Genomic DNA, 18,650 nt, shown 5'->3' on the forward strand with positions numbered 1-18,650 from the left:
CGCAAAAGACCGTTCTCTTCCTGAAAGCGATCACCTAGGGTCGCTGGCGGGGCGTGAGTGACCGTTGGTGTCATGGGGGCACGGGGGATTGCGGGCTCGCGCGTATCGGGGGAGGGCTGCGGGCTGTGCTGTGCGCGTTCATGGGGGCGGGGTCGTGACCTCGGTGGAGGTCCGGGCGCGGCTGACGCGGGTTCCCGTACGGGTCCGCAGGGGTGGACCCCTGTGGGTGGTGCCGGTGGTGTGGACCGTCGGACTGGGGCTGTGGGGGCTGTCGCGGGAGCACAGCGTGTGGCGGGACGAGGCGGCGACCTGGCAGGTGGCCCGGCGCTCGACGGCCGACATCTGGCACCTGCTCGGGCAGGTCGACGCCGTACACGGCCTGTACTACCTGCTGATGCACGCCCTCTTCACCGGTTTCGGCCCCGGCACCACGACCCTCCGCCTCCCCTCCGTACTGGCCGTCGCAGTCGCGGCGGGCTGCGTGACGGTCATCGGCAGGCACCTCGCCGGGAACCGGGCCGGGCTGGGCGCGGGCATGGCCCTCGGGCTGCTCCCGGCCGTGCAGTTCTACCTCCAGGAGGGGCGGCCGTACGCGCTGGTCATGGCGGGCGCGGCGGTCTCGACACTGCTGCTGGTGATGCCGCTGGAGCGCCCGGCCTCCTGGCGCTGGGCCGCGTACGGCGTGACGGTCCTGCTGTGCGGGCTGCTGAACTGGCTCTCGCTGCTGGTGCTGGTCGCACACGCGGTGACGCTGTGCTGGACCCGGGCGCCCCGGGGTACGTGGCTGCGCTGGGCGGTGGCTTCGACGGGTGCCCTCGCCGGAACGGCCCCACTGATTCTCTTCACCCGGACCCAGTCCGAGCAGATCTCCTGGATACCGCCCCTGACCTGGCACATGCTGATCGGCCCGGCGATCCTGCTGGCGATCGGTGCCCTGGGGGCCTTCCTGGACCGCCCCCTTCCCGGCAGACCGTCGCTCGCCTCGGTGGCGCTCCCCCTACTGGCGGTCCCCCTCCTCGCCCTGACAGGGATGTCCCTGATCAAGCCCCTCTTCCTGGACCGGTACATCCTCTTCGGCCACCTCGGCCTGACCCTGCTGATCGGCACGGCACTGGGACGAGCGGCAGACGCGACGGCCCCACGCTTCCCCCGGACATCACGCCTGCTCCTCCCCCTGACCCTGGCCGTGGCGCTGACCGCTCTCCTCCCCCAATCCCTGGCCAAACGCTCCCCCGAGAGCCGCGTGGACGACGTGCTGTCGGCCGCCGACCGTGTCCACCACCTGCGGCACCCCGGAGACGCGGTCCTCTTCATCCCGGCCGCCCGCCGGGACACGGCCCTGGTCTCCCCCGACGCCTTCTCAGGGCTACGGGACGTAGCCCTGGCGGAGTCCCCGGTGACCTCGGGCACCCTCAAGGGCGTGGAGGCGGAGCCGTCCCGCATCCGCGCGGCCATACTCCGCTCCCACCGAATCCTGCTGGTCACCGACGCGCCAGGGGTGGCGAAACGGGACTCGGCCCACCGGGACAAGGCGAAGAGGGCCGCACTCCGGAGGTACTTCAGGCCCGTCGCGGACGAGAGCGTACGAGGCCGCCGAGTGACGGTGTACGAACGCCTCCCCGAGCCCGTCCGGGGCACATCCCCTAGTGGCAGACTTCAGCCATGACTACGCACAAGAACCTGCTCGGCGGCCCCGACCCGACGCACCTGCCCGAGAACGAAGAGGCGTACCGCCTGCTGGGCGAGGAGTCCTTGGCCCCGGCCGAGGTCGTGGCGAAGTACCCCACGTTCTCCCTGGCCTGGGCGGTGCTCGCCGACGACGCCTTCGAGGGCGGCCGCGTGGTCGAGTCGTACGCCTACGCCCGCACCGGCTACCACCGCGGCCTCGACGCCCTGCGCCGCGCCGGATGGAAGGGCCACGGCCCCATCCCCTGGTCCCACGTCCCCAACCGCGGCTTCCTCCGCTGCCTCGCCGCCCTCGCCCGCGCGGCCGACGCGATCGACGAGAAGGAGGAGGCGGACCGCTGCTGGCAGTTCCTGCAGGACAGCAGCGAGGAGGCGTACGCGGAGCTCAGGCGCTAGGTGCCGCTCGGCCGGGAGTCTCCTCCCGGCCGACCGAACCCTGCTCCAGCGGCGGAGTCGTCAGGCTGCAGTGGGTCCGGCATTCCGGGTGGGAGCAGTCCGGGGTGGGGCGGTGGTGGATCTGGGTGAAGGCGAGGACCGAGCCCAGGACGAGGACCGCCGCGCAGATCGGCATCGCCTTGTCGAAGGACGAGTTGAAGGCCGCCGGGAGCCGGTACGCCTCTGGGCCCATGCCCGTCAGCAAGGGGAGCGCGGCCACCGCCACCAGGCCCGCCGCCCGTGCCGCCGCGTTGTTGATGCCGCTCGCCAGGCCCGCGCGGGCCGTGTCGACCGAGGCGAGGACGGTGGCGGTCAGGGGGGCCACCAGGGTGACCATGCCGGTGCCCATGACGAGCAGCGCCGGCAGGACGTCCGTCAGGTAGTTCGCGTCCGGGCCCACCCGCAGCATCAGCAGCATCGCCGCCGCGCAGAGCAGCGGGCCGACCGTCAGGGGGAGGCGGGGGCCGGTGCGGTCGGCGAGGGCGCCCGAGCGGGACGAGAAGAGCAGCATCAGGATCGTCGGCGGGAGCAGGGCCGTGCCCGCCGCCAGCGGGGAGTAGCCCGCCACCACCTGGAGCTGGAGCGCGGTCAGGAAGAAGAAGCCGCCGAACGCCGCGTACACGCACAGCGTGACCAGGTTGACCGCGGTGAACTGCCGCGAGGCGAAGATGTCCGGCGGGAGCATCGGGTCCGGCCGGTGCCGCTCCACGTGGACGAAGGCCACCGCCGCCGCCACGCCCGCCACCGCCGTCACCCACACCGCGACGGACGCCGAGCGCGCCTCGATCAGCGCGTACGTCAGCAGCGCCAGCGCTGCCGCGCCCAGCACGGCCCCGAGCACGTCGAACCGCCCGCGCGCGGGCCCCGCGTCCGACTCGGGCACGTGCCGCAGCGCCACCGGTACGCAGATCAGGGCGAGCGGCACGTTCAGCAGGAACACCCAGCGCCAGCCCGGCCCCTCCACCAGCCAGCCGCCCAGGAACGGCCCGACCGCCGCCCCGACCCCGCCGAACCCGGACCACAGCCCCACCGCGCGGCTGCGGTCGTCGGGGTGGAAGGACGCCTGGATCAGCGCGAGCGAACCGGGCGTGAGCAGCGCCCCGCCCACGCCCTGGAGCGCACGGGCGATGATCAGCACGTTCGGGTCGGGTGCCAGCCCGCACATCAGCGAGGCCGCCGCGAACCACACCACACCGATCACGAAGACCTTGCGGCGCCCGTACCGGTCGCCCAGCGAACCGCCCAGCAGGATCAGCCCGGCCAGCGTGAGCATGTACGCGTTGACCGTCCACTGGAGCGCGGCCAGGCTCGCGTCGAGGTCGCGGCCGATGCGGGGCAGCGCGACGTTGACGACGGTCGAGTCCAGCAGGGCCATGCTGGAGCCGAGCACGGTGGTCAGCAGAATCCAGCGGCCCTTGGGGGACGCCAGCCGGACATCGGGCATGCCCCCAGGTATACCCCGGATACCCGTAGGGGGCCCGGCCCCTGCGCGCAGCAGGATGCCGGACCCCCTGGGGGACCCTTAGAGGTCCTGGAGACCCGGAGGGGTCACTTCATCTTGTTGCCCGCCGACCGCAGGTTGTTCGCGGCGACGACGACACGCGCCGCCATGCCCGCCTCGGCCAGCTTGCCCCAGGTGCGGGGGTCGTACTGCTTCTTGTCACCGACCTCGCCGTCGACCTTCAGCACCCCGTCGTAGTGACGGAACATGTGGTCGGCGACCGGACGGGTGAAGGCGTACTGGGTGTCCGTGTCGATGTTCATCTTCACGACGCCGTTCTCCAGCGCGGTACGGATCTCCTCCTCGGAGGAACCGGAACCGCCGTGGAACACGAAGTCGAACGGCGACTGCTTGCCGAACTTCGCGGCCACGCCGTCGTTCAGCTCCTTCAGCAGCTCCGGGCGGAGCACCACGTTGCCCGGCTTGTACACGCCGTGCACGTTGCCGAAGGACGCGGCCAGCAGGTAGCGGCCCTTCTCGCCCAGGCCGAGCGCCTCGACGGTACGGATCGCGTCGTCGACCGTGGTGTAGAGGGAGTCGTTGATCTCGTGCGTGACACCGTCCTCCTCACCACCGGTCGGGGTGATCTCGACCTCGAGGACGATGTTCGCGCGGCGGGCCTGCTCCAGCAGCTCCTGCGCGATCTGAAGGTTGTCCGCCAGGGTCTCGGCGGAGCCGTCCCACATGTGCGACTGGAACAGCGGGTTGCGGCCGGCCTTCACGCGCTCCTCGGACAGCGAGAGCAGCGGACGTACGTAACCGTCCAGCTTGTCCTTGGGGCAGTGGTCGGTGTGCAGCGCGATGTTGACCGGGTACTTCTCGGCGAGGATGTGCGCGTACTCGGCGAGCGCGACCGCGCCGGTCACCATGTCCTTGCTGTACTGGCCGCCGAGGAACTCCGCGCCGCCGGTCGAGATCTGGACGATGCCGTCGCTCTCCGCCTCGGCGAAGCCGCGCAGCGCCGCGTTCAGGGTCTGGCTCGACGTGACGTTGATGGCCGGGTAGGCGAACTTGCCTGCCTTCGCCCGGTCGAGCATCTCGTTGTAGACCTCGGGAGTTGCGATGGGCATCTGTCCGCTCCTCGTGTTGCGGGTTGGCGTTCTGCGATATGCGGCCCTGACCTGGACCCTGGGGGCGACGTCAGCGTCGGCCCCATCTTTCCAGACCGGCCCTGCCGGACGGCCTGGCGGCCGGGGAGAAGTCCAGCCCCCGGCGGGCCGTCAGTCCAGCCCCAGTTCATCCTTCGAGAAGGCGAACCGGTACGGAACGCCCGCCCCGGCCTCGATCTTCTCCGCGGCGCCGGTCGCCCGGTCCACGATCGTGGCGACGCCGACGACCTCCGCACCGGCCTCCCGCACCGCCTCGACCGCGGTCAGCGGCGAACCGCCGGTGGTGGAGGTGTCCTCGACGACCAGCACCCGGCGGCCCGCGATGTCCGGACCCTCGACCCGGCGCTGCAGGCCGTGCGCCTTCGCGGCCTTGCGGACCACGAACGCGTCGAGCCGCTGCCCGCGCGCGGCGGCCGCGTGCAGCATGGCGGCGGCCACCGGGTCGGCGCCCATGGTGAGACCGCCGACCGCGTCGAAGTCCAGGTCGGCGGTGAGGTCCAGCAGCACCTGGCCGACCAGCGGGGCGGCCTCGCCGTCCAGGGTGATGCGGCGCAGGTCGACGTAGTAGTCGGCCTCCAGACCCGAGGAGAGGGTCACCTTGCCGTGCACCACGGCCTTGTCCTTGATCTGCTGGAGCAGTTCGCCACGTACGTCCGTCGTCATACCGCCCAGCTTAGAGGCGGCGCCAGGTCCAGGTCGTGGACGCCTCCAGCGGCTCCAGCGGGGTGACCAGGCGCTGGGCGGTGTTCAGCCCGTTGGGCGGCCCGGTCTGCGGCTCGACGCACACGGCGGCGTCCTGCTCGTCGTAGACGACCGCCCACTGTTCGCGGCTGGCCACCTTCAGCTCCAGCTGTCCGGGCCAGGTCAGGGTGACGTCGACGCCCTCGGGCATGCCGAAGCAGTCGTCCCAGGGGCCGGGCTTCGGGTCGATACGGTTGCCGGTGGGCAGGTGGTCCTCGCCGCGCTCCTCCTGCCACGCCGGGTGGAAGTCGATCCGCACGTCCTCGCCGCCCAGGTTCCGGTTGAACCAGGGATGCCAGCCGATCTGCGCCGGGAACGAATCCTCGTACGTCTCCACGGACATGGTCAGCGTCAGGCTGTCCTCGCCGAGGCTCACGACCTGCGTGATCTTGCCGGAGTGGGGCCAGGGGCCGGTCAGTTCGAACGTCAGCACCGCCTCGTCCGCCGACTTCCGCGCGGTGCGCCAGGCGCCGTCGCGGGCGGTGCCGTGGATGGCGTGCGGCGGGGAGTTCAGCGGCATCTGCCGTACGACTCCGCCGTCCAGGAACTGCCCGTCCCTGATCCGCCCGCACCAGGGAACCATCGGGAAGCACCCGAACCGCTCCCCCTGCCGCAGCAGCTCGGTCCCCCCGACCAGCAGCCCGCCGATCCGCCCGCCGTTACCGGGCAGCACCCTTACCTCCGCGTCACCCGCGGCCAACGTGATCTCTCCGTTACTCACGTGCCCGACCCTACTGGTCCCTCCGGGGGTGGGGGCATCGTCGTACTCGGCGACCGCCGCGAAGCGGTCAGTGGCGTTTGCGCAGGGCTCGGGCCACCACGATCGCGGAGGCCACGGCGACGGCGGCCGCCGGGGCGGCCCAGCGGAGGACCGGGTTGCCGGTGATGGCCTGGGGCGCGGGGACGGGGGCGTAGCGGCCGCGCGGCGGGGCGTGGTCGACCTCCTCCGCGCTGCGGCCGATCATCGTGCGGCGGGCGTGTGCGGCCTCGGCGGGGGGCTCGGCGCGGACCTCCAGACCGTCGGGGACGGTGTCGGGGATCTCGGGCCGCGTCTCGGGGTCGAGGGCGGGCGGGACTTCGGCGTCGGGGGCGGGCGGGGGGACTTCGGCGTCGGGGACGGCGGGGGGCGAGGTGGGCTCGGGGGCGGTGGAGGGCGGGGCGGACTCAGGGGCGTCGTCGTCCCCAGGGGACTCCCCCGGCTCCTCCCGCTGCTCCGCCGCCTGCGCGAGGGTCTCCAGGGTGCGGGTCAGCAGGCGGTTGGCGGCTGTCGTCACCGTCTCCTCGGGGAGTTCCGCGAGGCGGCCGTCCGCCTTGGCGGTGCCGCCGACCATGACCGTCGTGCCGCCCTCGGTCGGGGCGAGGCTCAGGGTGAGGGCGAGGGTGACCGTGCCGGTGCCCCGGGACTCGGTGCCGTCACCGCGTACCGCGTACGTACCGTCGGCCCGCGCGCTCACCGCGAGCGTTCCCCGGTAGGTGACGGAGTGCCCGCCGACCCGCAGCTTCAGGCGTCCGGCGACGGGTTCCGCCCCGGCGTCCTGCTGAAGTCCCGGCACCGCGCGGGCCACCCTCACGGCATCCGCGAGGGCCTCCCTGAGCCGGTCGGCCGGAACCGGAACGAAGACCTGGAACTCCATGTTGGCCGAGCCTACCCAGTAGGGACCGGAATGCACCTGCCCTCGGTCCATCCGGGCCTCCGTCAGGGTTCAGTACCGGGGATGCGCCAGGGTCGACGGGGGCAGGCCGGGGACACGGGTGAGCCGGGCCGCCGCCACGTCCGTTCTCAGGTCCGACGCGGTCAGGGTGCGGGGCGGGGGGCCGTCAGGGTCGAGGCGGGGAAGGGGGGCCCGCGGGCCGGGTGCCGCCAGCAGGAACCCCCAGTCGTGGGGGCTGCCGGAAGTGCCCGCCGAACGGTCGGGACCGGTGGCGAACCCCGAGTCGTGGCCCAGGACCCGGTAGGGGGTCGCCGAGAACCCCGCCGCGCGCAACGTCTCCGCGACCGTCCAGAAGACGCGGGGGCGCGCGGTCACCGGCCCGGCGTGCACGGCGAGGCGTCCGCCGGGGGCGAGGACGCGGCGGGTGAGGCCGTAGAACTCCTGGGAGTACAGCTTGGTGCTCGCCGTGATGCCGGGGTCGGGCAGGTCGGCGAGGACCACGTCGTACCGCCCGGCCGGGGCGCGCCGCAGCCAGCTCAGCGCGTCCGCCGTGGTGACGTGCACGCGCGGGTCGTCGTACGCGTGCGCGTTGAGGGCGGAGAGGCCGGGGTCGCGGCGGGCGAGCCGGACGAGACCGGCGTCCAGTTCGACCACGTCCACCCGCGCGACCCCCTCGTCCCGCAGCACCTCCCGCGCGGCCAGCCCGTCCCCGCCGCCGAGGATCAGCACCCGCCGGTGCGGGCCGGACAGCGCGGGGTGGACCAGAGCCTCGTGGTAGCGCCGCTCGTCCCGGCCGCCGACGCGCAGCCGCCCGTCCAGGAAGAGATCGAGCGGCTTGCCGTCCGTCCCCCCGGCGAGGACCACCTCCTGTACGTCGGTCTGCGCGGCCACCCGCACGTCCGGCCCGTACACCGCGCGCCGGGCGGCCGCCTCGAAGTCACCGGCGAGCGCGGCGGCCGAGGCGAGCACGCCGAGCACCGCGAGCCCGGCGACGAGCAGCGTCCAGCGGGCGCGCCGGGTCAGATCGCGGCGGAACAGCCCGAGCACCAGCGCGCTCCCGGCGACCACGTTCACCGACCCGGTGAGCAGCGCGCCGGTCAACTGGCCCAGGAACGGCAGCAGTACGAAGGGAAAGGCCAACCCCCCCACCAGCGCGCCCACATAGTCGGCGGCGAACAGGTCGGCCACCGCGCCGCCCGCGTCCTGGCGCCGGATGCGCTGGATCAGCTCCATCAGCAACGGCACCTCAGCGCCCACCAACAGGCCGATGGCCAGGGAGAATCCGACCAGCAGACAGCGCGGGCCGTCCGCCCAGATCCCGCCCCAGCCGCCGGTCCACGCGAACACCGCGTACAGCGCCATCGCACTGCACCCGCCGACCAGCGCGAGCGCGGTCTCGATCGCGCCGAACCCCACGGCGGCGTGCCAGCGCAGCCGTTTCGCGCCGAGCGAGCCGATGCCCATGGCGAACACCATCACCGACAGCACCACCGACGCCTGGGTGACCGAGTCACCGATCAAGTACGAGGCGAAGGCGACGAGTTCGAGTTCGTACACCAGCCCGCAGGCCGCGCAGACGAAGACGCACGCGAGCACCAGGAACCGCCCGGTGCCGGGCTCGACGGGCAGCCGCGCGGGCTCGGCCCAGGGCGGGGCGGCCGAGGACACGGGGGCGTGCGAATCGATCACGCTGCGACGTTACGTCACCGCAGCGGGACGCTTCGTCACCCACACGTGTGGAAACTCCCCGTCAACCTGGCCCTGTTGGTTTACCAGGCACCCTGCCCGGCCGGGACTCTCACCCCGACGCGGGTGCGGGTCGCCACCAACTGCCCGTCCTGCGGGTACGCGTGCCAGGTACGCCAGCGCACCTGGCCCTCGTGCCGCTGGGCGAGCATCGCGGTGAAGGCGTGCGGGCTGCCGGGGAACACCCCGGCCAGTCCGTGCGGATGGTCGGAGACCAGGGCGAGCAACTCCTGGGCGCGGCCCGCGAAGGAGCCCGGCGTGAGCATCTCCACGCGCGCCGCGAACTCGTACTCCCAGTCGCCGACGCGCTTGGCGACGCCGAGGGGGAGCGGGGTGGAGGAGCCGGGGATGCACGCGACCGTCTCCGAACAACTGCCCCGGTCCTCCTCCAGAAGGACCTGGTGGGAGGCGCCGAGCAGCCTCAACTGCATCTTCGCCCCACTCAGTTCGAGATCGAGGGTGGCCAGGGCAGGGAGCGGTTCGCGGCCGAGGGCCCAGGCGAGGTCGGCGGCGCGGGTGTCGGTGTAGGACGTTTTCAGGGTCGTGAGCATGGATCGGCTCCGCTAACACACGAGGAGAGGGGTGGTCCGGCGCCCCTCGGTGACACCGGGCGATTCGGCCAGGTCGGCCCGGCTGGAGAAGCGGTGTCCATCGGGCGTCCGAGGGCTTGGGGTGGTGTTTTAGAGGGAATCACGAACACTGGCCGTGCCACAGCGTTTTTACCCAAGTTCGGAGGGTTTCCATCCCTCAGAGGGCTCCACAGCTCAACTGTTCAACTACGGCGTACGCCCAGCGCGGAGCGAGTGGCTCCGCCGGTTCGCACGCCCGGGGCGCCGCCCCCCTGGGCGTTTCCGCCACGCGGGGGCGGTCGTGGGCGGCTGAATATCGCCGCTACGCCCGCCCGCGCGCCTCGGTGTGCGTGCCCTGGTGTGCCTCCATGTGTGCCGGGAGGGCTCAGTTGCCGCCCCCGCAGCCCCCGCCGCCTCCGCACGACGACCCGCCACCGCAGGAGGACCCACCGCCGCAGGACGAGTGGCCGCCGCCGCAGGAGTGCCCGGAGTGGCCGCCGCTGTCACCGCCGTGGTGACCCCCGTGATGCCCACCGTGGTGACCCCCGCCGGAGGAGGACCCGGAGTCCCCGCCCCAGACCCACCAGCTCGACCCGCCGTCGTACGCCCCCGTCCCCGACCCCGAGGACGAGGACCCCGACGACCGCGACCCGCCGCCCCGCAACGACCGCGCCTTCCCGGCGGAAACCCCCCACGTACGCCGCCGTTGCCGCCGCGACCGCGCCGCGGCCACGACGACCAGGATCACCACGATGAGGATGATGCCGAAGACCATGGCGTCCCCCCTCCTTCCGTTCCCCCGAAGCGACCCCCCGTGGGCGCCCCGTCCATCCCCGCGCACCGCGCGGTGACCGGGAGATGCCCGCCTACGAAGAACACCAAAGCCGAGTTGAGCAACTTCTGAGGGTCCACCACCACAACAGCCCCCTGACCTGCCCGGATCAACAGTCGGGGGCCGCCCGCCCCGCTCCCCCGCTGCCACGGACCCGCACCCCGCCGCCCGGCGCGGAGCCGGCACACGTGGCACCGTCCACGGTCAGGTATGCGGGGCCAGGCTGAGTTGAGGAACCCCGGAGCTTGGGCGCAGGATGGCCGGCATGACCTCCAGCGCACGTCCGTACCTCAACCGCAGGCTCGCCGAGTTCGGGACGACCATCTTCGCCGAGATGTCCGCCCTGGCCACGGCCACCGGCGCGATCAACCTCGGCCAGGGCTTCCCCGACACGGACGGCCCCGAGGAGATCAGGGAGGCGGCCGTACGGGCGCTGCGCGACGGACGCGGGAACCAGTACCCGCCGGGCCCGGGCGTGCCGGAGCTGCGACACGCCATCGCCGCGCACCAGCAGCGCCGGTACGGCCTCGCCCACGACCCCGACACCGAGGTCCTGGTCACGGCGGGCGCCACGGAGGCCATCGCCGCGACCCTGCTCGCCCTGGTGGAGCCGGGCGACGAGGTGGTGGCGCTGGAGCCGTACTACGACTCGTACGCCGCGAGCATCGCCATGGCGGGCGGGCGGCGCGTACCGGTGACGCTGCGCCCGGCGGAGGACCGCTTCCGGCTGGACCTGGACGAGCTGCGCGCGGCCGTCACCGACCGCACCCGGCTGCTGCTGATCAACACCCCGCACAACCCGACCGGCACGGTCCTGACCCGCGCGGAGCTGGCCGCGATCGCCGAGCTGGCGGTCGAGCGCGACCTGCTGGTGGTGACGGACGAGGTGTATGAGCACCTGGTCTTCGACGACGCCGAACACCTCCCGCTCGCGAGCTTCCCCGGCATGCGCGAGCGCACGGTGACGATCGGCTCGGCGGGCAAGACGTTCTCCTTCACCGGCTGGAAGGTCGGCTGGGTGACGGCGGCTCCCGCCCTGGTCAGCGCGGTCCGCTCGGCGAAGCAGTACCTCACCTACGTCTCCGCGGGCCCCTTCCAGTACGCCGTCGCCGAGGCCCTGGCCCTCCCCGACTCCTACTTCGACGGCTTCCGGCGCGACATGCTCGCCCGCCGCGACATCCTCGCCACCGGCCTCGCGGAGGCGGGCTTCGGCGTCTTCCGCCCCGCGGGCACCTACTTCATCACCACCGACATCCGCCCCCTCGGCGAGAAGGACGGCTTCGCCTTCTGCCGCGCCCTCCCCGAACGCGCGGGCGTCGTCGCCATCCCGAACGCCGTCTTCTACGACGACCGGGAGGCGGGCGCCCCGTTCGTACGGTTCGCGTTCTGCAAGAAGCCGGAGCTGCTCCAGGAGGCCACCGACCGCCTGCGCCGCCTCGCCTGACACGACTGGCACGGCTGGCACGACTGAGGGCCGGGGCGCGCGAAACACGCGCCCCGGCCCTCGGCCGTCGTTCGGTCCGGCGTGGACTACTCCACGTCCCCGCCCGAGTCCTCCGCGTCGTCGATCTCCTGCTCGAGGCCGAGCTGCTCGGCGAGCCACTTGTCGAACTCGATGGCCGCGCGGACCCAGCTCACCGTGGAGGAGACGAAGTGGTTGAGGTCGACGCCCGTGCCGATCAGCATCTGGGCCTCGCCGATGAGGCGGACCGTGCCGTCGTCGTGGGTATGGGTGTAGACCTTGGGCCACAGGGTGCGGCGGTTCCAGTCGTCGATGGACTCCAGCAGCCGCACCTTCTCCTCGATCTGGTGCGGGCGGTCGTAGAAGGTCCGCACCGAGAAGACGCGCTGCTCGTCCTCCCCACGGAACATGAAGTACGTCCGGAACTGCTCCCAGGGCGCCGCGAGGTCGCCCTCCTCGTCCACGACGTACTTCAGCTCCATCTGGTCCAGGAGCTGCTTGACGAGGTCCTGGTCCGGGAGGACGGGGCCCGCCGGTTCCTGCGGCTGCTGCTCGGGCTGGCCCCCGAAGTTCGGAATCGAGGACGGGTCGATGCTCACCGTGGTTTTCCCTTCGTACGGAATTCCGCCATCCTCCCCCAGAGGGGGAGGTCCGTGGCAAGCCCCGACGCGGCCTGTCAGCCACGGGCGGACACGCGGCCCGCGCTCGGGTGTCACGCGTCGCCTGGACGAGTGACACCCGAGCCGTAGCCGCAAACGCCCAGGCCCTGTATTACAGGGACTTTCCGGTGGCCGGGCCCACCCTCAGGCCCTCCTCCGCGCGGTCCACGCGGACCGTGTCGCCGTCCTTGATCTCGCCGGAGAGGATCTCCTTGGCGAGGCGGTCGCCGATGGCGGTCTGGACCAGGCGGCGCAGGGGGCGGGCGCCGTACGCCGGGTCGTTGCCCTCCTCCGCGAGCCAGGCCAGCGCGTCGGGGGTGACGTCCAGGGTGAGGCGCCGCTCGGCCAGGCGGCGGCCGAGGCGGTCGATCTGGAGGCGGGCGATCCGGGCCAGCTCCGCCTCGCTGAGCGCGGAGAACACCACCAGGTCGTCCAGCCGGTTCAGGAACTCCGGCTTGAACGAGGCCCGCACCGTGTCCAGCACCCGCTGCCGCTTCTCCGCCTCGGTGAGCCCCGGGTCGACCAGGTACTGGCTGCCCAGGTTGGAGGTGAGCACCAGGATGGTGTTGCGGAAGTCGACCGTGCGGCCCTGGCCGTCCGTCAGGCGGCCGTCGTCCAGCACCTGGAGCAGGATGTCGAAGACCTCGGGGTGCGCCTTCTCCACCTCGTCCAGCAGCACCACGCTGTACGGACGCCGCCGCACGGCCTCGGTGAGCTGGCCGCCCTCCTCGTACCCGACGTAGCCGGGAGGCGCGCCGACCAGGCGGGCGACGCTGTGCTTCTCGCCGTACTCCGACATGTCGATGCGGATCATCGCCCGCTCGTCGTCGAAGAGGAAGTCCGCGAGCGCCTTGGCCAGTTCGGTCTTGCCGACGCCGGTCGGGCCGAGGAACAGGAAGGAGCCGGTGGGGCGGTCCGGGTCCGCGACCCCGGCGCGCGAGCGGCGCACCGCGTCGGCGACGGCCTGCACGGCCTCGCTCTGGCCGATGAGCCGCTTGCCCAGCTCGTCCTCCATGCGCAGCAGCTTCTGCGTCTCGCCCTCCAGCAGGCGGCCGGCCGGGATGCCGGTCCAGGCGGCGACGACGTCCGCGATGTCGTCGGAGCCGACCTCCTCCTTGACCATGGTGTCCTTCGCGGCCTCCTCCTCGGCCTCGGAGGCGGCCTCCAGCTCCTTCTCCAGCTCGGGGATCTCCCCGTACAGCAGCTTGGAGGCGGTGTCGAAGTCGCCGTCGCGCTGGGCGCGTTCGGCCTGGCCGCGCAGGTCGTCCAGGCGCTCCTTCAGCTCACCGACGCGGTTGAGGGACTGCTTCTCCTTCTCCCAGCGGGCGGTGAGCCCGCGCAGCTCCTCCTCCTTGTCGGCGAGGTCGCGGCGCAGCCGCTCCAGGCGCTCGCGGGAGGCCGGGTCGGTCTCCTTGCCGATCGCCAGCTCCTCCATCCGCAGCCGGTCGACCCCGCGTTGGAGTTCGTCGATCTCGACGGGCGAGGAGTCGATCTCCATGCGGAGCCGGGACGCGGCCTCGTCCACCAGGTCGATCGCCTTGTCGGGCAGGAAGCGGGAGGTGATGTACCGGTCGGACAGGGTCGCGGCGGCCACCAGCGCGCTGTCCGCGATCTGCACCTTGTGGTGCGCCTCGTACCGCCCCTTCAGACCGCGCAGGATCGCGATGGAGTCCTCGACGCTCGGCTCGGCCACCAGCACCTGCTGGAAGCGCCGCTCCAGCGCCGGGTCCTTCTCGATCCGCTCGCGGTACTCGTCCAGCGTGGTCGCGCCGACCATGCGCAGCTCGCCGCGGGCCAGCATCGGCTTGAGCATGTTGCCCGCGTCCATCGCGGAGTCGCCGCCCGCGCCCGCGCCGACGACGGTGTGCAGCTCGTCGATGAAGGTGATGACCTGCCCGTCGGAGTCCTTGATCTCCGAGAGCACGGCCTTGAGCCGCTCCTCGAACTCACCGCGGTACTTCGCGCCCGCCACCATGGCGCCGAGGTCCAGCGAGACCAGCCGCTTGTCCTTAAGGGACTCCGGCACGTCGCCCTTGACGATGCGCTGGGCCAGCCCCTCGACCACGGCGGTCTTGCCGACGCCCGGCTCACCGATGAGGACGGGGTTGTTCTTGGTGCGGCGGCTCAGCACCTGCACGACCCGGCGGATCTCCTGGTCCCGGCCGATGACCGGGTCGAGGCGGCCCTCCCGGGCGGCGGCGGTGAAGTCGGTGCCGAACTTCTCCAGGGCCTTGTACTGACCCTCGGGGTCGGCGGTGGTCACGCGGCGTCCTCCTCTGGCCTTCTGGAAGGCCTCTTGCAGCTTCTTGGCGGTGGCTCCCTGCTCGCGGAGCACTTCTCCGGCGGCTCCGCCCTTCGCGGCGAGACCGGTCAGCAGGTGTTCGGTGGAGAGGTAGTCGTCCCCGAGGTCCCCGGCGCGCTCGTCGGCGTCCGCGAGGACGGCGAGCAGCTCCCGGCTGGGCTGCGGGGGCGCGACGGTGGAGCCGGTCACGCTGGGCAGCGCGGCGAGGGCGCGCTCGGCCCCGGCGCGCACGGCGGCCGGGTCGGCGCCGACGGCGGCGAGCAGATCGGTGATGTTCTCGTTGTCCTGGCCCGCGAGCAAAGCGAGCAACAGGTGAGCGGGCGTCAGATCGGGATGCCCCTCCGTCACGGCCCGCTGGCTCGCGGCGTTGATCGCGTCCCGGCTCCTGTTGGTCAGCTCGGCGTCCACGTGCGTGTTCTCCCCTTCCGCCACTACTCCACTGATGACTTAACCAGTGTACACAAACTTGAGTCGGGTGCACTCAATTAAGCGGCGGGAACCTCGGATTGGCTAGGTTTCAGCCATGGCCTCCTACTCCGTGGATCTGGACGCACCGGACGATGCGTATGTCGCCTTCTGGCGGGAGCGGCATCTGAGCACACTCACCACCATCCGCCCGGACGGCACCCCGCACGTGGTGCCGGTCTGCGTGACCTGGGACCCGGAGGCGGGGATCGCCCGCGTCATCACCAGCGGCACCAGCACCAAGGCGGCGCTGGTCCGGGCGGCCGGGGCGGAGGGGGCGCGGGTGGCGGTGTGCCAGGTCGACGGTCGGCGCTGGGCCACGCTGGAGGGGCGGGCGCGGGTGCGCGAGGACCGGGAACGGGTCGCGGAGGCGGAGCGGCGCTTCACCGAGCGGTACGGCCGGGAGCCCCGGGAGAACCCCCTGCGGGTCGCCATCGAGATCGAGGTGGAACGCGCGCTCGGGCGCGGCTGAAGAGTTTCGGCCACTTGGCCGGAGCGCCGATACCCCGAAATATGCGCAGAAACTGCAGCGGCGTCACCGTGTTCAGGTCACGGTGACGCCGCTGCGGGGGGAAGCGCCTGAGCGATCTTTTACGACGGGGGAATCGCGTCAGGCACTGCGGGGGGTGGCAGTTGTGGTCCTGAGGTCGGCGACCTCGGGCTCCGCGAGACGGTGGTCCCGCTGGTCGAGATTGACGAAGATCATGCCGTACCGGACGGCACACCGCACCGGCTGCGGCGCGCCGCGTGGCTTGCGCAGGCAGCGGTACGCCCGTACGTCCTCGTCCTCGTCCCGGGTGACCACGACCGGTTCGCCGAACACCGTCACCATCAACGAGTCGCCGCTGTGGGGGATGGCGGTGACCAGATCGATGAAGTGCCAGCCGGAACGGTAGGCGGTAGCCATCTCACGACGGAAGGAGCGGTCGTCGGGAGGCGTGGTCATGGTGATCAGTCCCACCGCGTGTCGAGCGGGGCGACGTCCCACCTCGTATCCGCGGTCGTACTGTCCCACCGGGTGTCCAGCGGGGCGGTGTCCCACCTGGTGTCCTGAACGCCCGCCGCTGTCACGGTCCCCCCGATGCCCGGCTCGTGCCCGCTCGCCGCACCGGAGAGGCCCGCCAGAGTTCCGACGGCCGCAACGGCGGAGAGAGCGGCAACAAGCGCCGAGCGAAGCATTCTGTTACGCATGGTCGGCTTCGTCCTCACTTGAAAGTCCCCTCTTCCCCCGTCGAGTTAGACGATGGCTCATTCAGGCACATCATCGCCACACGATCGGTGCATCATGTTCCTGCATGTTCAGGACCCTGGGGGGTGGAGATTCGGTGACAAACGGTACAGAGGCGACACATCCCCACGCGGTGACCGAGATGTGCGCGGATGGGAGCCGTCTCTACGCGAGCGCCCTGCGCACCGGCCGTATCCCGCGCGCGGACGCCGAATCGGCCCCGTGCCTGATGGAGTTCGCCCTGCTCCACCCCGATCCCGACGACCCCGGCTGGCTGCGGCCGGTGGCACCGGCCGTCGCGCTGGCCCAGCGGCTGACCCCGATCGAGCGGGAGATCGCCGAGCGGCGGCGCCGGTCCATCGTGCTGTCCGAGATATTCGAACCCTTCATGACGCTGAGCGCGCGCGAGGACGCCCCGACCCACGCGATCACCGTGCTGGAGGGCCTGGACCGCATCAACGCGGCCCTGGACCTGGCGACCGGCCAGTGCCGCACCGAGGTGCTCACCGTGCAGCCCGGCGGCCGCCGCAGCCCCGAGAACCGCCTCCTGGAGGCGCTGGAGCGCGATCAGCCGCTGATCGAGCGCGGGGTGCGCATCCGCACCCTCTACCAGCACACCGCCCGCTACAGCACCGACCGCCTCGCCTACGTGGACCGCTTCGCCGACGGCAAGGCGGAGTACCGCACCATCGACGAACTGGTGGAGCGGCTGATCATCTGCGACGAGACGGTGGCCTTCATCCCGGTCCGCGAGGACCGCCAGGTCGCCCTGGAGCTGCGCCACCCCGGCCTGGTGCGCTACCTCGTCAAGGTCTTCGAGTTCATGTGGAGCCGCGCGGTCCCGCTGAGCGCCGGCACGCCCTACGAGACCGCGCCGGACGGCCTCACCGACGTCCAGCACTCCATCGCCAAGCTCCTGGTGGAGGGCCATGTCGACGAGGCCATCGCGCGCCGTCTCGGGATGAACGTCCGCACCTGCCGGGCCCACATCGCCAAGCTGGCCACCTTGCTGGGCAGCGGCAGCCGGGCTCAGCTCGGCTACCTCATCGCCCGCTCCGGCATCCTCAACGAGGAGGGTTAGGCGCGCAGTTCGGGTCGGGCCGGGGTCGCCGCCGGTCCGTGCGACGGGCCGTCCAGACCCACCTGGGCGATGCGGACGCCGAGTTGGGTACGGCTGGTCGCGCCCAGGGTCTCCGAGAGCCGGGCTATGTGCGCGCGGCAGGTGCGCACGCTGATGCCGAGCCGCTCGGCGATCACCGCGTCCTGGTGGCCCTCGGCGAGCAGCGCGGCGATGGCGCGTTCCCGGTGCGAGATGCCCTCGATGCCGGTGTCGGGCAGCGGGGCGGTGAGCGGGATCGCCAGCCGCCACAGCCGCTCGAAGACCGTCACCAGGTATTCCACCAACGCCGGGTGGCGCAGCTCCAGGGCCATGGTGCGGTCGGTGTTGGCGGGGATGAAGGCGACCGTGCGGTCGAAGAGGATGAGCCGGTCGATGACCTCGTCCAGGGTGCGGGCCTCCACCGCGTCGCCCATCAGCTCCAGGTAGTTGAGCAACCCCTGGCCGTGCCGGGCGACATGGGTGTACAGGTCGCGCATCCGGACGCCCCGGCCGCGCAGTTCCAGCGCCCGGTGCAGGCCCTCGGTCAGCTCCGCCTCGCGCCGGATGCCGCCGGGCTGCACGGTCAGCACCTCGGTCGCGCACGCCTCGGTGGCCTCGTCCATCGCGGCCTGGATACGGGTGAGCCCGTCCAGCACCCGGATCGCGGTGCCTTCACCCGGCGGTGAGAGGTCGGGCAGTTGACGGCCGAGTCCGGCGTACCAGTCGAACGCGGCGACCGCCGAGCCCATCCGGCGCTGGCTCTGGGTGACCTCGTCGTAGACCCCGCGCAGCAGCCGGGTCATCACCTCCTGCGGGGAGGTGGGGACCAGCCATTCCATGTCGTCGGGGTCGGGATGCAACAGGGCCAGGTCCAGCAGGCAGGGCACCGGCTCGGCCTCGGCGCGCGGCACCCGGCCCCGGCGCACCGCGCGGGAGTACACGCGGTCCCCCGGCCCGCACAGCCGGTCGGCACCATGGGGATGTCTCTCCGTCGCGTGCCCGGCCATCGCCCATTCCACCCCCGGTCGCCGCCACTTCGCAGCGCAACTATGCGCGGCCCCGCCCGCCTCCGCAACACGGCTCCCCGCGCCCCGCGGGCCGCGACACACCGGTATGCCCGGATCGCCGGGGGCGGCCGGGGCGGGAAAGAGGGAGGCGGTCCCG

16 protein-coding genes are annotated in these 18,650 nt (G+C 72.2%); 5 read left to right on the forward strand and 11 right to left on the reverse strand.

Features of this window, described 5'->3' with window-relative positions:
• The first annotated feature begins 163 nt into the window (after nt 1-163).
• Together ACIPPM_RS22690 and ACIPPM_RS22695 are read left to right on the forward strand one after the other, a co-directional pair.
• Nucleotides 164-1,666 carry a hypothetical protein gene (locus ACIPPM_RS22690; protein ID WP_401451482.1) on the forward strand — a complete coding sequence of 501 codons (1,503 nt, stop codon included), beginning with the start codon at nt 164-166 and terminating at the stop codon, nt 1,664-1,666.
• Nucleotides 1,663-2,082, forward strand: a complete 420-nt coding sequence (locus ACIPPM_RS22695; RefSeq protein ID WP_401450704.1) for a DUF3151 domain-containing protein — start codon at nt 1,663-1,665, stop codon at nt 2,080-2,082. The genes ACIPPM_RS22690 and ACIPPM_RS22695 overlap by 4 nt, the downstream gene beginning before the upstream one ends.
• On the opposite strand, the gene ACIPPM_RS22700 is transcribed toward ACIPPM_RS22695, so the two are convergent.
• From ACIPPM_RS22700 to ACIPPM_RS22730, 7 genes are all read right to left on the reverse strand, one after another.
• A complete protein-coding gene (locus tag ACIPPM_RS22700; RefSeq protein WP_401450707.1) occupies nt 2,072-3,565 on the reverse strand; it encodes an MFS transporter in 1,494 nt (497 codons plus the stop codon). The genes ACIPPM_RS22695 and ACIPPM_RS22700 overlap by 11 nt on opposite strands.
• Before the next feature lie 104 nt (nt 3,566-3,669).
• Nucleotides 3,670-4,692: a class II fructose-bisphosphate aldolase gene (fbaA, locus tag ACIPPM_RS22705; protein ID WP_393594061.1), complete on the reverse strand. Its 1,023-nt coding sequence runs from the start codon at nt 4,690-4,692 to the stop codon at nt 3,670-3,672.
• A 150-nt stretch (nt 4,693-4,842) separates the two neighbouring features.
• Nucleotides 4,843-5,394: an orotate phosphoribosyltransferase gene (gene pyrE, locus ACIPPM_RS22710; protein ID WP_161147783.1), complete on the reverse strand. Its 552-nt coding sequence runs from the start codon at nt 5,392-5,394 to the stop codon at nt 4,843-4,845.
• A 10-nt stretch (nt 5,395-5,404) separates the two neighbouring features.
• Entirely contained in the window at nt 5,405-6,193 is a 789-nt protein-coding gene (locus ACIPPM_RS22715) for an aldose 1-epimerase (RefSeq protein ID WP_401450710.1), read from the reverse strand.
• 67 nt (nt 6,194-6,260) lie between these two features.
• Nucleotides 6,261-7,106: an SRPBCC domain-containing protein gene (locus ACIPPM_RS22720; RefSeq protein WP_401450713.1), complete on the reverse strand. Its 846-nt coding sequence runs from the start codon at nt 7,104-7,106 to the stop codon at nt 6,261-6,263.
• A 69-nt stretch (nt 7,107-7,175) separates the two neighbouring features.
• Nucleotides 7,176-8,813 carry a polyamine aminopropyltransferase gene (locus ACIPPM_RS22725; protein WP_401450715.1) on the reverse strand — a complete coding sequence of 546 codons (1,638 nt, stop codon included), beginning with the start codon at nt 8,811-8,813 and terminating at the stop codon, nt 7,176-7,178.
• An 80-nt stretch (nt 8,814-8,893) separates the two neighbouring features.
• A complete protein-coding gene (locus tag ACIPPM_RS22730) occupies nt 8,894-9,421 on the reverse strand; it encodes a DUF2617 family protein (RefSeq protein WP_389004035.1) in 528 nt (175 codons plus the stop codon).
• A 1,106-nt stretch (nt 9,422-10,527) separates the two neighbouring features.
• Here ACIPPM_RS22730 and ACIPPM_RS22735 point away from each other — a divergent pair.
• Nucleotides 10,528-11,715: a pyridoxal phosphate-dependent aminotransferase gene (locus tag ACIPPM_RS22735; RefSeq protein ID WP_401450717.1), complete on the forward strand. Its 1,188-nt coding sequence runs from the start codon at nt 10,528-10,530 to the stop codon at nt 11,713-11,715.
• 86 nt (nt 11,716-11,801) lie between these two features.
• Here ACIPPM_RS22735 and ACIPPM_RS22740 read toward each other — a convergent pair whose 3' ends face one another.
• Complete coding sequence (locus ACIPPM_RS22740) at nt 11,802-12,332, reverse strand: YbjN domain-containing protein (RefSeq protein ID WP_401450719.1); 531 nt, start codon at nt 12,330-12,332, stop codon at nt 11,802-11,804.
• Nucleotides 12,333-12,504: 172 nt separating this feature from the next.
• Nucleotides 12,505-15,102: an ATP-dependent chaperone ClpB gene (gene clpB, locus ACIPPM_RS22745; RefSeq protein ID WP_401450721.1), complete on the reverse strand. Its 2,598-nt coding sequence runs from the start codon at nt 15,100-15,102 to the stop codon at nt 12,505-12,507.
• Between the two features lie 115 nt (nt 15,103-15,217).
• Between clpB and ACIPPM_RS22750 the strand changes: the two genes are divergently transcribed.
• Nucleotides 15,218-15,631 carry a pyridoxamine 5'-phosphate oxidase family protein gene (locus ACIPPM_RS22750; RefSeq protein ID WP_401450724.1) on the forward strand — a complete coding sequence of 138 codons (414 nt, stop codon included), beginning with the start codon at nt 15,218-15,220 and terminating at the stop codon, nt 15,629-15,631.
• A gap of 138 nt (nt 15,632-15,769) precedes the next feature.
• Here the strand turns inward: ACIPPM_RS22750 and ACIPPM_RS22755 are convergent, their stop codons facing one another.
• On the reverse strand, nt 15,770-16,105 hold the full coding sequence (locus ACIPPM_RS22755) for a hypothetical protein (protein ID WP_030816552.1): 336 nt from the start codon (nt 16,103-16,105) through the stop codon (nt 15,770-15,772).
• Between the two features lie 349 nt (nt 16,106-16,454).
• Between ACIPPM_RS22755 and ACIPPM_RS22760 the strand changes: the two genes are divergently transcribed.
• Nucleotides 16,455-17,468: a helix-turn-helix transcriptional regulator gene (locus ACIPPM_RS22760; RefSeq protein ID WP_401450726.1), complete on the forward strand. Its 1,014-nt coding sequence runs from the start codon at nt 16,455-16,457 to the stop codon at nt 17,466-17,468.
• Here the strand turns inward: ACIPPM_RS22760 and ACIPPM_RS22765 are convergent.
• Nucleotides 17,465-18,493, reverse strand: coding sequence for a LuxR C-terminal-related transcriptional regulator (locus ACIPPM_RS22765; RefSeq protein ID WP_401450729.1), 1,029 nt, complete (start codon nt 18,491-18,493; stop codon nt 17,465-17,467). The genes ACIPPM_RS22760 and ACIPPM_RS22765 overlap by 4 nt on opposite strands.
• Between the last annotated feature and the right edge of the window lie 157 nt (nt 18,494-18,650).

This window comes from Streptomyces sp. NPDC090119, assembly GCF_044747085.1.
Classification (GTDB): domain Bacteria; phylum Actinomycetota; class Actinomycetes; order Streptomycetales; family Streptomycetaceae; genus Streptomyces.

Bases quoted from the DNA above. Each gene is read 5' to 3' on its own strand.
- ACIPPM_RS22765 (WP_401450729.1), bottom strand. From the start codon at position 18,493: ATGGCCGGGCACGCGACGGAGAGACATCCCCATGGTGCCGACCGGCTG.
- fbaA (WP_393594061.1), bottom strand. From the start codon at position 4,692: ATGCCCATCGCAACTCCCGAGGTCTACAACGAGATGCTCGACCGGGCG.
- ACIPPM_RS22750 (WP_401450724.1), top strand. From the start codon at position 15,218: ATGGCCTCCTACTCCGTGGATCTGGACGCACCGGACGATGCGTATGTC.
- ACIPPM_RS22760 (WP_401450726.1), top strand. From the start codon at position 16,455: ATGTTCAGGACCCTGGGGGGTGGAGATTCGGTGACAAACGGTACAGAG.
- ACIPPM_RS22755 (WP_030816552.1), bottom strand. From the start codon at position 16,105: ATGACCACGCCTCCCGACGACCGCTCCTTCCGTCGTGAGATGGCTACC.
- ACIPPM_RS22695 (WP_401450704.1), top strand. From the start codon at position 1,663: ATGACTACGCACAAGAACCTGCTCGGCGGCCCCGACCCGACGCACCTG.
- pyrE (WP_161147783.1), bottom strand. From the start codon at position 5,394: ATGACGACGGACGTACGTGGCGAACTGCTCCAGCAGATCAAGGACAAG.
- ACIPPM_RS22720 (WP_401450713.1), bottom strand. From the start codon at position 7,106: ATGGAGTTCCAGGTCTTCGTTCCGGTTCCGGCCGACCGGCTCAGGGAG.
- ACIPPM_RS22700 (WP_401450707.1), bottom strand. From the start codon at position 3,565: ATGCCCGATGTCCGGCTGGCGTCCCCCAAGGGCCGCTGGATTCTGCTG.
- ACIPPM_RS22735 (WP_401450717.1), top strand. From the start codon at position 10,528: ATGGCCGGCATGACCTCCAGCGCACGTCCGTACCTCAACCGCAGGCTC.
- ACIPPM_RS22730 (WP_389004035.1), bottom strand. From the start codon at position 9,421: ATGCTCACGACCCTGAAAACGTCCTACACCGACACCCGCGCCGCCGAC.